Source organism: Pseudoalteromonas sp. SCSIO 43201, from assembly GCF_023716725.1.
In the GTDB taxonomy this organism is placed as follows: Bacteria; Pseudomonadota; Gammaproteobacteria; order Enterobacterales; family Alteromonadaceae; genus Pseudoalteromonas; species Pseudoalteromonas peptidolytica.
In genome coordinates, this window is record NZ_CP072683.1 from 326,979 (window position 1) to 341,309 (window position 14,331).

General features: G+C 42.8%; 14 protein-coding genes. 8 read left to right on the forward strand and 6 right to left on the reverse strand.

Going from position 1 to position 14,331, the window contains the following annotated elements:
* Window positions 1-4 precede the first annotated feature (4 nt).
* Together J8Z24_RS01395 and J8Z24_RS01400 are read right to left on the reverse strand one after the other, a co-directional pair.
* Window positions 5-625, reverse strand: a complete 621-nt coding sequence (locus J8Z24_RS01395; RefSeq protein WP_147389256.1) for an endonuclease — start codon at window positions 623-625, stop codon at window positions 5-7.
* Window positions 626-715: 90 nt separating this feature from the next.
* On the reverse strand, window positions 716-1,420 hold the full coding sequence (locus J8Z24_RS01400; RefSeq protein ID WP_128730610.1) for a hypothetical protein: 705 nt from the start codon (window positions 1,418-1,420) through the stop codon (window positions 716-718).
* Window positions 1,421-1,598: 178 nt separating this feature from the next.
* On the opposite strand from J8Z24_RS01400, the gene J8Z24_RS01405 reads away from it, so the two are divergent.
* Together J8Z24_RS01405 and J8Z24_RS01410 are read left to right on the forward strand one after the other, a co-directional pair.
* Complete coding sequence (locus J8Z24_RS01405; RefSeq protein ID WP_125251527.1) at window positions 1,599-1,979, forward strand: hypothetical protein; 381 nt, start codon at window positions 1,599-1,601, stop codon at window positions 1,977-1,979.
* A 118-nt stretch (window positions 1,980-2,097) separates the two neighbouring features.
* Window positions 2,098-3,264: a DUF3103 family protein gene (locus J8Z24_RS01410; RefSeq protein WP_176033294.1), complete on the forward strand. Its 1,167-nt coding sequence runs from the start codon at window positions 2,098-2,100 to the stop codon at window positions 3,262-3,264.
* 93 nt (window positions 3,265-3,357) lie between these two features.
* On the opposite strand, the gene J8Z24_RS01415 is transcribed toward J8Z24_RS01410, so the two are convergent.
* Window positions 3,358-4,968: an endonuclease gene (locus J8Z24_RS01415; RefSeq protein WP_176033293.1), complete on the reverse strand. Its 1,611-nt coding sequence runs from the start codon at window positions 4,966-4,968 to the stop codon at window positions 3,358-3,360.
* A gap of 297 nt (window positions 4,969-5,265) precedes the next feature.
* Here J8Z24_RS01415 and J8Z24_RS01420 point away from each other — a divergent pair, with 297 nt between their 5' ends.
* The 5 genes from J8Z24_RS01420 (at window position 5,266) to J8Z24_RS01440 (ending at window position 11,307) form a co-directional block, all read left to right on the forward strand.
* On the forward strand, window positions 5,266-7,080 hold the full coding sequence (locus tag J8Z24_RS01420; RefSeq protein WP_176033323.1) for an assimilatory sulfite reductase (NADPH) flavoprotein subunit: 1,815 nt from the start codon (window positions 5,266-5,268) through the stop codon (window positions 7,078-7,080).
* A gap of 44 nt (window positions 7,081-7,124) precedes the next feature.
* Entirely contained in the window at window positions 7,125-8,846 is a 1,722-nt protein-coding gene (gene cysI / locus J8Z24_RS01425; RefSeq protein WP_176033292.1) for an assimilatory sulfite reductase (NADPH) hemoprotein subunit, read from the forward strand.
* Between the two features lie 38 nt (window positions 8,847-8,884).
* Window positions 8,885-9,625 (forward strand): phosphoadenylyl-sulfate reductase, encoded by a 741-nt coding sequence (locus J8Z24_RS01430; protein ID WP_176033291.1) that lies wholly within the window; start codon window positions 8,885-8,887, stop codon window positions 9,623-9,625.
* Window positions 9,626-9,935: 310 nt separating this feature from the next.
* Window positions 9,936-10,766, forward strand: coding sequence for a transporter substrate-binding domain-containing protein (locus tag J8Z24_RS01435; RefSeq protein WP_252095147.1), 831 nt, complete (start codon window positions 9,936-9,938; stop codon window positions 10,764-10,766).
* Window positions 10,767-10,770: 4 nt separating this feature from the next.
* Window positions 10,771-11,307, forward strand: a complete 537-nt coding sequence (locus J8Z24_RS01440) for a DUF4124 domain-containing protein (protein ID WP_176033290.1) — start codon at window positions 10,771-10,773, stop codon at window positions 11,305-11,307.
* Between the two features lie 5 nt (window positions 11,308-11,312).
* Here J8Z24_RS01440 and J8Z24_RS01445 read toward each other — a convergent pair whose 3' ends face one another.
* The 3 genes from J8Z24_RS01445 to J8Z24_RS01455 form a co-directional block, all read right to left on the reverse strand.
* A complete protein-coding gene (locus tag J8Z24_RS01445; RefSeq protein WP_252095148.1) occupies window positions 11,313-12,398 on the reverse strand; it encodes an NAD(P)/FAD-dependent oxidoreductase in 1,086 nt (361 codons plus the stop codon).
* A gap of 171 nt (window positions 12,399-12,569) precedes the next feature.
* Window positions 12,570-12,788, reverse strand: coding sequence for a hypothetical protein (locus J8Z24_RS01450; protein WP_176033288.1), 219 nt, complete (start codon window positions 12,786-12,788; stop codon window positions 12,570-12,572).
* Between the two features lie 78 nt (window positions 12,789-12,866).
* Complete coding sequence (locus tag J8Z24_RS01455; RefSeq protein ID WP_176033287.1) at window positions 12,867-13,304, reverse strand: PaaI family thioesterase; 438 nt, start codon at window positions 13,302-13,304, stop codon at window positions 12,867-12,869.
* Between the two features lie 95 nt (window positions 13,305-13,399).
* Between J8Z24_RS01455 and J8Z24_RS01460 the strand changes: the two genes are divergently transcribed.
* A complete protein-coding gene (locus tag J8Z24_RS01460; RefSeq protein ID WP_176033286.1) occupies window positions 13,400-14,161 on the forward strand; it encodes a hypothetical protein in 762 nt (253 codons plus the stop codon).
* Window positions 14,162-14,331: the final 170 nt, after the last annotated feature.

The window sequence follows — 14,331 nt, forward strand, 5'->3', positions numbered from 1 at the left end:
GCAATCACTGTTTCTGCCAAGCTGTGAATAACTTTCGTTGTTGAGTCGATATTTTCAAACCATAGGTTTTTTCCATATAAAAATAGGCGTCAGCAATGCGTTTTCTTGCATAGTAAGGCGGCTCGATACGACGTAGTTTAAAGTCGATTTTAACAGGGCAAGCGCCATAATTTGCTTCGGTATTAGGGAGCATAGAAAAACGGTAATTAGATCTATCACCATTTATTTCGCCGATAGCAGGGGCAAGGTTGTGAATGTCAGCTTCCATTTTTCTAAACTTTTCACTCACTTTTCGACAGTGTTTTCTACCTCCCTGTTGCCAACATTGCAGTTGATGACCAAACTCCCATGCCGAGACTATATGCTCCCATTCAATGCGATTTGCTCGAGCATTTTCTTTGCCGTTTCTTGTATAAGGCAACCTAGCGGTATACCCACAGCTTGTGGTGTCGGGTACCAGCTTTTTACCCCGCTTGGTGATACCACAGTTACAATATAAGGTGCGGCTATCTTCAGTGACCTGTTTTGAAAGATATTTCTTAGCTTGTGAGAAAGAGCTGAAATCTTGCGCACTGGCGGTTAGTGCAAAGAAGTAGAGCACTATAATGTAGAAAAAGCGTGACATAACCTCTCACCTTAGGGTGGAATACAGGGAATATCACTATATCAAAAAACTCATCAATACTAACAACGAAATAGGGCGGTACACGCCGTATTATGTATACCGTCGGCGTTTACGCCAAGGAGGAGACTGTAGTAATAGCAATAAACCGGTTATGCAGAATAAGACGCTTGTTGCCGCAAATGAGACAAGTAATGGGTTATTAAAGTCCTCACGTTCGTCGTAATCCATAATGTGTAACATCCAGAAAAAATCGAAAATACGCCAAAGGCTGCTACGCACTGTAATGACTTCTCCATTGCTTGCGCTCAGATAAAGTGTGGTATTGAGCGCATCACCATACTCAACTTTCCATACGTTTTTTCTATAACCTATTTCTCTAGGCCCTTGGGCAAGGTGTGTCGCGCTAATCACCTGTGCAGTGATTAATACATGTTTATCAGCTTGCTGAATTATTTGCATTTTACTAGGTGCTGCCAGAGGGGCGCCAGTTATGCCATTAAATACTTGTGTCTCGTCATGATTTAGTTTGATGATAGGTAAACCAAGAAAGTGACTAAACTGGATATGCTCCAACTTCGTTGACTGCTGTACTAATTTATTGATGTCAGCACGATAGTCAGCAGAGGAAAACGGATTATCGAGTTTGCGCAAAGCAAGATGTTTGCCATGCACTTTTTCTAGAGGAATAGCACTCATCACTAAGCCCCCAAGCAGCCAGGCAAAAATCTGGAGGAAGAGTAAGTAACCAAGATATTTATGGAGTTTACGGGCAGGCTTTAGCAGTTTTTTAATCATCACAATATGTTATTCTAGTTATTCGTGAATATGATAACGATAACATACGCAGTGTAGAATGCGTCACATTGTCGCATTCTGGATAACCTAAGTGTAGATTAGGTAATTGCTTACTTTTACAAAATCTCAGGTTATTAAGCCATTATAACATTTAGTTTTACAAGGTAGCTTTTAACACATGTCTGAAATTCAATTTTTAAATGTCGATTTGGAACTAGAGTCTAAGCAAGATATCAGCACGTTAGTTTCAGATTTGAAGAAAAACGCTATCGTGTTGCATTATGATCAAGATGATTATCGTCAGTTGGCTAGAATTGAAGCGAATACTACCGAACTAACACCTGATAAGGCGATTAACCAGCTGTGTGAGCTGATTGAATCCTGCTCCAAGGTCGCATTAAAGCAATGGCTTAGTTGCACAAAACGCACCTTTGATATTGGTTTTAGTTCTGGCAAGTCTCCAAAGTGCTTTTCTCAAGCACTGCATGTTGATACGTTGCTCAGAATTTCTGCAATTGGTGCTGGAATAGAAATAACGCTCTACCCAATTGAAGAATAAAAACTCTAAAACTTAGAATAAATTGTTTTATATGTTAACCTTGTTAACTTGTTGATAAATTATTCCTGTTGTTTTATCTTGTTTGTTCACTAAGACGGATTATTTCTAGGAACGCAAGATGAAACAACATGTAACACTTTCTACCCTAACACTTGCCATGCTTGGTAGTGTAACTTTTTCAAGCGTAGCTACTGCACAGACGACAAATGCTTACAGCTCACTTCAAGGGCTTGATGTTTTTAACGCAGCACCTGTTCAGGTGGCAGATATAAAGAAACAGATAGCAAAAAATTTAGCACTATCGTTGCATCAAATTAATACTCAAGTACAGACCCAGCTTAGTGAATACCAAGACACTATCTCATTAGAACAATTACAAGTTGGTGGGGCGGCTGCAAAGTTAATGACAGAGGCTAGTCAATACACTCGTGCGTTGAAAGGGTTAACTGATAACACGTCTAACCTTTATCAACTACGTATTGCCTCAAGCCAAATGCTTACAAAATGGCAGCAAGGTGAAGTGCCTCTAATCGCATTTGCACCCAAGGGCGATGATAAGTCGTGGCAATATGTCGAAGCATTCGATCAACATGGACAATTGCATTTACTGGATGCACACAAGATGCCTGAGCGGCCAGTGCTTATCGTGGAGCTTGACGCAAAGAAAACCAAAGCTGAAGGGCTTGAGGTCATGAAGCGAGTATTTGCAAAGCAAGGAATGATGATGCCATCGGCTGAAATGCAGACTAATGACGAAGCTGCGCCGATTTCTACCAGTGTGCTAAAAAAGATTAGGTTGAATAATGACCAAGAGCCTTGGGTGTCTGGCGCAGCAGAAGTATATGGTATTGTGACAGGTGTTAACCCTTCGCGCGACGAGCCTGTACTTGATATTGTTGATATGCCATATCTAGATCATGATGGTAGAGACTACACACCAAATCAAATTATCATTCACTGGGAAAGATATCGTTGGCAAGCGGCTGATTTGTTATTGATGGAACAGGATGACAACACCAATTATCAAGAATTGGCGACAACTTTCTTAGATATTGTGACACAAGTGATGCGTGCTATCCCTGATCCAAACGTTCAAGGATATGCGCTGATCCCACAGCTAACCAACCAATTGATAAAGGCCATGCCAAGTCACTGGTTTACTAATGACGATGATTACGTTGATGTGTACTACACCTTATTTGAAGGTCAACGCTATAACGACCATATGGGGGCAAGCGGCAACGCCAAGATAACCTTAGAGCCGTTGACGATAAATCCGCGTTAGTGAAATACCATTCAGCAACTTTTGATAAGTTGTGTAGACTAGTCCTCCTCGTAAGGAGGACTAGGTTGTAAAGTCTAATTGTAGACTTTTACATTACCAAATTGCTTCAACAAATTCAGGGTGATCTACAAAAGGATTACGATTCCCTTGGAATTCATAAGCCGCTTGGTTGCGAGCTTGTTCAAGCGCATCAACAGGATCTTCGTTATGCCATCTCTTTAGCATATTAACAACCCAAGTCTCGAACACCTGATCCTGACTGCCATTTAATACAGCGTCACTATAGCTGGTGTTATTTTGCCAGTTAGCGATAACATCTTGATAGCGTGTTGCCATATAAAAATAGGCGCGAGCAAAGTCACCTTTAAAAGCATCGATAGGCTCAAATACTGTACCACTATAGTTAATACCCGTAGCAGAACCTACGCGACTACCATTACTTGAGGTATAAGAGGCACTGCCGACTTCACCAAAAGGGAAGTTACTCCGTTTTGAATTAACATAACCATCAGAGGCGAAAATATGATGGATGTCTGAATTCATCGGCTCTACTTTTCCGCCAAACCAAGATTTAGGGAAAGAGTGCTCACGGTTATAGCAGTCTCCTTCTACACGGTAGGTGCCACACTGTGAACCGGTTGAAACATAAGTGATGCTGTCACTTACCGATGGTTTTTCAGAGTACCTATCAAGAATACTATTATCTTTTTCAAAGTAGTTATCTCGTTCACTTTGATCTATGAAGCCCCAAATTGCCGAGTAGCCCTGAGATTGATGATTTCGGATGATACGGTGCAGTTCCGTTTTAAGTGCATAACCGCTTAGCCCCGCGGTAGTGGCGTAGTATCCATCTCCCGTTGGTGGTGGTAACGTGCTACCAAGGCTAAAGCTATGATCTTGACGGCTGGTAAACTGTCCCCCAGATGCAATCGTTTTAGAGCCATGTGTTAAAGTATATTGCCCACTACCATTGCTACAACAAATGCCATCACCGTAGCTATCTAAAATAGTGAAGGTGTAATTACCATCGGTAAGGCAAATTCCCTCGTTAACGGATTGGTTGTTGCTATAATTACCGCCACTTGCCATTGTACTACCTGCGGTATTGGTAATTTTCCAACTGGTTTCACTGGCATAGTTATCAGTGATCAAAGCAAGATTTAAGCTGTTGCTTTGACAACTTGTCGGTGGTTCTGGCGTCACATTACTTGGTGCAAAGCCGTCAACATAAACGGTTTCACTGCCATCAAAGCCACTTCCATCATAAAAGCGTAAACCAACATTGATAGTAGTCGTTGCGGTTGCTGTATAGGTGTGATTAATCTGCTGCCATTGTCCGACATTAAACTGGTCTGAGTAACCATGATAGCCATCCACCACTAACCTTGCTTTGACACCACCCTCAGTATGATAAACCCATGCGCTAAATTGATAGCTTTTTCCCGCTTCAACATTAACTTGTTGTTGCAAGTCTGTACTACTTTGAGTTGCAGTATTAACCTGAATTGCGGCAGCATAGTTGCCATCTTTTACAGGGCTTGTGACTGAAGATAGCGTTATCCCAGAATCAATCGTCGTCCATCCACTTGGAGCCTGTCCACTCCAGCTTTCAAAGCTGCCATTTTGCACTTGTGCAGTGGCGTTTAGGCTCAATAGTGAACAGCACGACCCGATGAGCAGGTGTTTATATTTCCCGTGTTTCATTTTTACTCTCATTATTATCATTATCTATATTATTGATTTGTCTATTTGACAGGTTGATTTTACATCAACTCTGTTACGGCAATGTTAATACTTTTAAAGGCTAAATATTGCACTTCTTTTAAGTTATTTTCTTTGGACTTTTTCATCTTCAATAACTAAAAGGAATATAAAAGCAGATTCTATTCTTTTTGATCTTATCTTTTGCCACGTATGCTTCAGGCTTATAAAAGCAGGCTCCGCTGTGAGCGAGCCAATGATGCAATGAGCAAGCAAACCTTTTGGGTACGGGGATCCATGATGTTGTTAAGTCAACTTAGTGCTGCAGCAAGTCCGCTGACAAATGAACAACTGCAAAAATTACAAGGCTTAGTTGGGGAGCTAAATCCAATCCAGCAGGCATGGGTGAGTGGCTACTTAGCAGCGACAGCCAATTCGGCTGCTTTATCAGGTGTAGCTGGTCAAGCAACTGCGAGTGTTGGTGATTCTGCACCATTAACTATTTTATATGGTTCACAAACTGGCAACGCAAAAGGCGTCGCAACGCTTATCAAGACCCAAGCTGAAGCGCGGGGATTGACGACCAAGCTCGTTAATATGGCAGATTACAAACCAGCTAACCTAAAAAAAGAAAAGTTTTTGGTGATTGCTGTTTCAACTTATGGTGATGGTGAACCGCCTGAAGATGCTGAAGCATTACATGAATTTTTGGTGAGTAAAAAAGCTCCTAAACTTGCTGGCGTGAAACAAGCTGTTATCGGTCTTGGAGATACCAGTTATGAATTTTTCTGCCAGACAGCAAAAGATTTTGAAGCGCGCCTAGGCGCGTTAGGTGCTGAGATTGCCGTCCCCCGTATTGACTTAGATGTAGACTATGAAGCGCAAGCACAAGAGTGGATAACACAAGCATTAGATGTATTTGAGCCAGAGCTCAAAGCGCAGCAAACCGGAGGTGGTAATGTCATCAACATGCCCTATGGCATGCCAGAGCCTGCCGCCAGTCAATATACCAAACAAAATCCGTTTGCCGCAGAGCTAAATGTGGTTCAAAAAATAACCGGGAGAAATTCCAGTAAAGATGTTCGTCATATCGAGATTTCACTTGAAGGCTCTGATATTACTTATCAACCAGGAGACTCTCTTGGCGTGTACTTCTTAAATGATCCACAAGAAGTGGCTGCTATTCTTGAGGTACTTAACCTTGATAAAGCGCAAACTGTCATGCTGGGTGACCTAACTGTTTCAGTAGAAACAGCCTTAATTGAGCATCTTGAGCTAACACAGTCATATCCAGGCTTTGTTGAAAAATATGCGATAGCGACTGGGAATGAGGAACTAAGCGCACTTGCAAACGATAAAGCGGCATTACGTGCCTATATTGAAGAGCGACAGATCTTTGATGTGATTAAACAAAACCCTGCGAACATTGAGGCGCAAGCGTTGGTTGATTGCTGTCGTAAATTGCAAGCGCGTTTGTATTCCATCGCGTCAAGTCAAGCGGAAGTTGAAGAGGAAGTACACCTCACCGTTGGCTTAGTGGAGTTTGATGCTTTTGGTGAAAAACACTTCGGCGGCTGCTCAGGCTACTTAGCGAATCGTGCTGAAGAAGGGGCTAAAGTTAAAGTATTCAGTGAGCATAATGATAACTTTAGGTTGCCGAGTGACAATACAACACCTGTGATTATGGTAGGGCCAGGTACTGGTATCGCGCCGTTCAGAGCCTTCCTACAAGAGCGTGAAGCACGAGACGCTGAAGGTGAAAACTGGCTGTTTTTTGGCAATCCACACTTCACTGAAGATTTCCTATATCAAGTAGAAATTCAAAAATACGTAAAGTCGGGTCTATTGACCCATGTAGATTTAGCGTTTAGCCGTGATCAGGCAGAAAAGATTTACGTGCAAGATAGGTTGAGAGAGAAAGGCGAAGCTGTGTTTGCTTGGCTTGAAAAGGGTGCCCATTTTTACGTTTGTGGCGATGCCACTAGAATGGCTAAGGATGTACATCAAGCACTTATCGACATCATTAAAACCCATGGAGGGAAAGATGATGAACAAGCTGAGCAATATCTAAAAGCATTGCGCAGCGCAAACCGTTATCAGAAAGACGTTTACTAACACGTCTTGTTATACCGTCAGCCAATTTTAATGTAGGAAAGACAATGAGCAATTCTGAAATCAAACCGAATAGTAAGCTCGATGCAAACGCAAAGTTTTCTGATAACGAGCGTTTGAAGTCACAAAGTGCCCACTTGCGAGGCACAATTTCAACGGATCTGACCGATCAGCTAACCGGTGGCTTTACAGCGGATAATTTTCAACTTATCCGCTTCCACGGTATGTATCAGCAAGACGACCGCGATATCCGCCCAGAGCGTACTAAGCAACGCCTTGAGCCACTGCATAACGTGATGCTTCGTGCTCGTATGCCTGGCGGCATCATTAAACCACATCAATGGTTGGCCATTGATGAATTTGCAGCTGATAAAACCATGTACGGTAGTATTCGTCTAACAACGCGCCAAACTTTCCAATTCCATGGTGTATTGAAGCCAAACATCAAAGGCATGCACCAATTGCTAAATAGCGTCGGGATCGACTCTATTGCGACGGCTGGTGACGTAAACCGTAACGTGTTATGTACCACAAACCCGGTTGAGTCTGAGTTACATCAAGAAGCTTATGAGTGGGCGGCCAAGATTTCTGAGCACTTATTACCAAAAACCAAAGCATATGCCGAGATCTGGTTGAACGGTGAAAAAACGGAAACAACAGCAGAACCGATTTTAGGTGATACTTATCTACCGCGTAAGTTCAAAACTACGGTAACCATTCCACCAAATAACGAAGTAGACGTACATGCGAATGACCTCAACTTTGTTGCTATTGCTGATGACGGCAAACTAGTTGGCTTCAATGTGCTTGTGGGCGGTGGTTTGGCGATGACCCATGGTGATGTGAATACCTATCCACGTAAAGCAGATGACCTCGGTTTTATCCCGCTTGAGCACACGCTTGCTGTTGCTGAGCATGTGGTCTCTGTGCAGCGTGACTGGGGTAACCGAGTAAACCGTAAAAACGCAAAAACCAAATATACGCTAGATACATTTGGCACTGAGGTGTTTAAGGCGGAAGTTGAAAATCGTGCCGGTATGAAATTTGAATCAAGCCGCCCCTATGAATTTACGCATCGTGGTGACCGGTTTGGTTGGGTTGAAGGTATCGATGGTAAACATCACTTAACGGTGTTTATCGAAAATGGTCGTATTTTAGATTTCCCAGATAAACCGCTTAAAACAGGTTGTCGCAAAATTGCAGAGATCCACAAAGGGGATTTCCGCATGACAGCAAACCAAAACTTAATTATTGCGGGAGTTGCAGCTGAAGATAAAGCGCAAATCGAGCAAATCGCCCGCGAGCATGGTTTGATTGATAGTAAGCATTCAGAGCAGCGCAAAAACTCCATGGCATGTGTGTCACTACCAACATGTCCATTGGCAATGGCAGAAGCAGAACGCTATTTACCAGGGCTTGTCACACAAGTCGAAGATTTGCTCGCTAAGCACGGGGTGGCTGAGGAGAATATTATTCTTCGTGTCGTTGGTTGTCCTAATGGCTGTGGCCGAGCGATGCTAGCTGAAGTTGGGTTCGTTGGTAAAGGACCTGGTAAATACAATATGTATTTAGGCGGTAACCGCGCGGGTACTCGTATTCCTAAACTGTACTTGGAAAATGTCGGTGAAGAGGTATTTCTTCCCGCTCTTGATGAGCTGATTGGGCAGTGGGTTAAAGAGCGTAACGAAGGCGAGTGTTTTGGTGATTATGTTATCCGCAAAGAAATTGTTGCGGAAGTCAAAGTATCAAAAACTGATTTCCACGCTTGACTTAGAACGGGCAGCTAAGCTGCCCATTGGATGAGAAAATGAGTAATTTTAAACAAATATTAACTCTTGATGGCGCAACCCAGCAAATGTTACTTGCTGATGCTAATGCCTTATTGAGTGATAAAACAGCCGAGCAAAGAGTCGCTTGGGCACTGGAAAATTTACCGGATACTCACTTTTTGTCTTCTAGTTTCGGTATTCAAGCAGCGGTTATGCTACACCTTCTGACTCAACAAAAGCCAGATATTCCAGTGGTACTGACCGATACGGGCTACTTGTTTCCGGAAACGTATCAATTTATTGAATCGTTAACAGAGCGCTTGGCACTGAATCTTAAAATATACCGCGCTAAACAAAGTCCAGCTTGGCAAGAAGCAGTATACGGCAAGCTTTGGGAGCAAGGTGAAGAGGGGATTAAGCAGTATAATACCCTAAATAAAGTGGAGCCCATGACTCAAGCATTGCGTGAGCTTAATGCAGGTACATGGTTTAGTGGCCTGCGCCGACAACAGTCTGCGACACGCGCTGACAAACCGATTGTTGAGTTAAGTCGAGGAACTGTTAAATTCTACCCTATCATTGATTGGCATAATCGAGATGTATATCAATACCTCACCAAATTTGATCTGCCTTATCATCCACTGTGGGAGCAAGGCTATGTATCAATGGGGGATGTACATACTACTCGCAAGCTCGAGCCAGGTATGACTGAGGAAGAAACGCGCTTCTTTGGTTTGAATCGCGAATGTGGGTTGCATATTGATGGTGACGGTATTTAATGCCAACTACGACAACGTTTCAACCTAATAGAAGGCCGGGCTACTATATAGTGAGCGTGGCCGTATAAAAGATGCCGCCTCGCCTATGCAAGTCATTGGCTGCTGTGAGCGAGGATAGAGCGGCACAAGTGCGCTCTGCAGTTTGAGTATCACCAAGCAACGCGGTGTGTACTTCATGAATACCCTCCTTGTTATGCTCATTTGAGCATCCAGTCAATTTTGAAAAAACCAGTGTTACCCAAAGACGCGTATTCGTCTATTTTTGTGTGTATGCCTCATATAACTGAGCCGAATTATCAAAGGCATTAACTTGGAAATTGGTGGCTATCAGTCATACTTAGACTATTACTTAATCAAAGTCGAGGAGGTGGCTTTGATCTCGTTTGTAAAAGTGGGTTATTTCTGTACATGTCTTTGCACTTTGCTAACTGTTGTATCGGGGCGTGTTGCTAGTAGTGAGGAGCATGTTAATTTTGCCATTCAATATTACCCTCCTTTTATTATTGAGCATGGCGCTGAGCAAGGGCTTATTATTGATGTGTTTAAACTCTTCGCAGCGCAGTATCGATATAAAATCAACTATCTACTGTACCCTGAAAGGCGCTCATCAGTTGAAATCGAAAAGGGAACAGTTGAGGTTAGAATGGAATCAGAGCTGTGGTATCGAGGTATAACTCCGATGTGTTGGAGTGAGCCTCTTTATGTTATTGAAGATGTGATCGTGACACATAAACAAGCCGAACAGTTTGATATGACGGACGTAAAATCGCATTTGTTTCTTGGGCGTTTTGGCTATACCTACCCTCAGTTGGAGCCGTATTTAGAACATGACCAGTTACAAAGGAAAGATTATTACTCTGAGCATGATGTTTTATCTGTGCTCGCCGGTGGCGGGCATAAGGCAATCGCTTTTACTATTATTGGCAAACCTACCCTACGTTGGTACCAGCTACAACACGCCCATTTTGATGAGAAGCTAGTGATTCAAGGTATATCTGATGTTGCACCATTGCAATTACAATTTGGATACAGTCAAAAAGCAAAAACGCTTTGCAATGATTTTAATCATTTTCTAACTGACTTTAAAAAGACTGAACAATTTAAAAAGATACTGCTAAAGTATGGGCTCAAAGGACAATGAAGAGATGAAAATGAAAGCCGCGAGTTATTTGATGATTATGGTCATGCTAGTCGCAGTAGCCTGTTTATTTGTGCTCAAACGACCAGATGGAAAGCCTTGGTTAAGTGTGCAGTCGATAACCCAGTCGGTAGAACACAATGCAAATGAGTTGAAGCGCCAAGGAATAGATGCAATTGATCAAGTCAAATCACATACAAACGACTTGTTAGGTGACAGTAAGCCAGCGTCGAGTTCGCATACACAAGTATATCGCTGGCAGGATGCAAAGGGACAGTGGCATTATTCCGATAAGCCAAACCCGCATGGTCATTCTCAAGCATATCAAATAGACGAGAGTAAAATTACAGTCATAGCAGCTGAAGATACAAGTGTTCTTGCCGCCAAGGCTGAACAAGAGCCCAATAACTCCTCTTCAAAAGTAGTACCGACAGCGTTAAACCCTGCTGCGGTGCAGCAGTTAATGAAGGACACCCAAGACGTACAAAAGTTAATGGACGAGAGAGCAAAAAAAATAGATGAGGCGCTAAAGGAAAACCGCTAAACAGTCTATAAGTGCTGCTCAACATACTCAGCAATCGCTAAGCTTGCAGTTAGGCCTGGAGATTCAATCCCCATCAAATTGACAAAGTTAGCGATACCGTGTGTTGCCTCGAACTGAATCACAAAATCACTTTGTTGGTGGCGGCTGAGCTTTGGCCTGATCCCGGTATAGTCTGGTGTCAGTCTAGAGGGGTCGAGTTGTGGCCAGTATTGAGTTATCGCTTTTATAAACTGTGCCTTGTGCGAGTCGTCAAAACGATAATCTATGTTGTCTACATACTCGGTGTCAGGCCCAAACTTTAACTGTCCAGCCAAATCTAATGTGGCATGTACCCCAAGGCCATGTCTATTAGGAATAGGATAAACTAAGTGTTGGAATGGGTGTTTCCCTTGATAGCGGTAATAGCGACCACGACAATAATAAGCGTCCACTTGGGGGTTATTACCAGTTATTTTGTTCAGTATATCAGGCGCTGACAGCCCTGCGCTGTTAATAAGTTGACTACAACACAGTTCATAATACTCGTCCTTACAGCGCATCGCTATGACAAAGCCTTCGGCCAGCTTCTGAACATCCATGAATGCTGTTTGGGTTGCAACAATACCACCGTTGGCTTCAATTTCGGCAATCAAAGACAGCATCAACTGATGACTATCCACAATACCAGTGGTAGGAGAAAACAACGCACTGTGAATGCTTAAATGGCTTAATTGTTGGCTAATGGTTTGAGACGAAACGAAGCTCAGATCCGTGACGGTGTTGTTATACGCTGTCTGCTTGATTACGTCGAGTTGCTGCGCCTCACTTTCATCGGTCGCGACGATAAACTTACCGAGTTGCTTGTAAGGGATATTAAGTTGTTTACAACGTGCATAAAGAAGCGCTTTACCCCTAACACATAACAGCTGCTTGAGGCTATCTAAAGAGTAGTAAATTCCGGCATGGATTACTTCACTGTTACGGCTACTGGTATGTTCGCCAACATGAGTTTCCTTGTCGATGACAAGCACACTACGGTTATGGCTAAGCTTTGCTGCAATAGCAAGGCCGACAACGCCCGCGCCAATAATGATAGTATCAACTTTATCCACTGTTTAACGCCTATCTCAAACTCTTGGTTTAGGGTGCAGTAATCACACTCTAATATCAAGTAATACTGAGCAACTAGGTATTAAGCACCACATGTTATAACTCAATACTCCATTGCACTTAGACATTATTGTAGTTAACTAACAGACTTCTGAAATTAAGCTCAGAACATATCACCCTTTATGCTCGCGGCGCATGAGTAAAATAGTAAGATAGATTTTGGTGGGTAGTGAGCAAGTAAGGCCAAGAGCAATACAGCTGGCACCTACTACAAGCCCCTTTGGCCCCAACTCATGCAGCCATTGAGTCGTCAGTATAGTATGACCTATCACAATGAGCGCAAGCCCTGATACGATAAGTAGGTGTAAAGGCCAGAGTTTGGAAGCCGGCATTATATTCACCTCACCATGCTTGTTGGTGCAATAATCATGAGGTGAATTGCATCGTTATGAATTGTGGTAGATCAAGCTTTAACGTGATACCACTGCTGCTGTCATTCGTGAGATACAACATAGTTCATTTTTACTATTAGTAATGCGTATTTCCCACACTGAAGAGCGTTTTCCTAGGTGGATAGGTTTAGCAACAGCTCGCAGTATACCGTTTCGCGAGGCTTTTAAGTGATTTGCATTAATCTCCTGACCGACACAGTAAAATCGTTCGGTATCTACGACAAAGTTTGCCGCATAACTTGCGACGGTTTCCGCTAACACCACATTTGCACCACCATGGACAATTCCCATAGGGTTGTGATGCTGAGGGGTCGCAGGCATAGTCGCTACAAGATAATCATCGCCTATTTCGCTAATCTCGATACCCAAAGTTTTCATTAATGTACCTTTACCCGTCGCTCCCTCATCTAGTGATTTACACAACTCAAGGCTAATTGGGGAAAACCAAATGGACATGTTTGTCTCCTTTTCTTATACATATGCTTACATTTTTTTACTATGGCGATTTTTTCTCATCGTTACAATCTTTGCATTAACGTAAAGGGGAAAACATGAGAGTACTACCAATACTAGGGTTATTACTTTATTCCGGTATGAGTGCAGCCAATTCACACGAAGTAAGTATCGGTTTCGGTGAGTTTTTGGAAATTGAGGATGGATTCTTAGGTGTTCAGTATAAGCATTATCTGACAACTTTGAAAAACAATAGCACACCTTATAGCTTGCAGGGGTATTTACAGAAAAGCGATAACTTTTCCATTGGGGGATTTACAAATGATGATTGGCAATTGTACCAAGCTGATGCTGAGCTGTTTATTGGGCGGTACTGGCGGGTGGCGGTAGATGTCACTCAATTTAGTGATGATGAGGCATTTTCTGTGTCCACCAAAGATACCATTGCACTGTTACAGGTGGGTCGTTTCGTCAGTCGAAATATGCAGTTAGGCTTAACATTTATCGGTCAACGTTCAGAATTTGATGGCTTTGGTGTAGATGATCATAGTACTGAAACAGCACTTGCGCCCTTTTTTAGGTATACCGAGGTTGAGGATGGTGTTGGGTGGGATGTGAAGATGCAAAAAGTGGCAGCAGATACGGACTTTTGGCAAGTACAAGCTGGTTATTACTTCAACAAAAGCTGGCAAGTTGCGGTGTCTGCGAGGCTACAAGAAGAAGAGTTTAATGAGTCAATCGTTGAGCTGCAAACAGAGTACTGGTTTAATGCTCATTCAGCGGTTCGATTTGGTTTAGGGTCGGATCTAAACGATGCCGACCTTAACACTGTTACACTTATTTATACGGGACGGTTTTGATACTTAACCTGAAGTTTGGGTAAGGTGCGCTTACTCTTTAACGCTCGAAAACCCTGAAATATTCGCAGTTCAGGTGATTCAAGTTTGCACTGGCATATCAGCGATGACAACAGCAAACGAGCTTCGCTGAAGCTCGGTATCAAAGTAGAGCATAGCGCTGATTTCAGCTT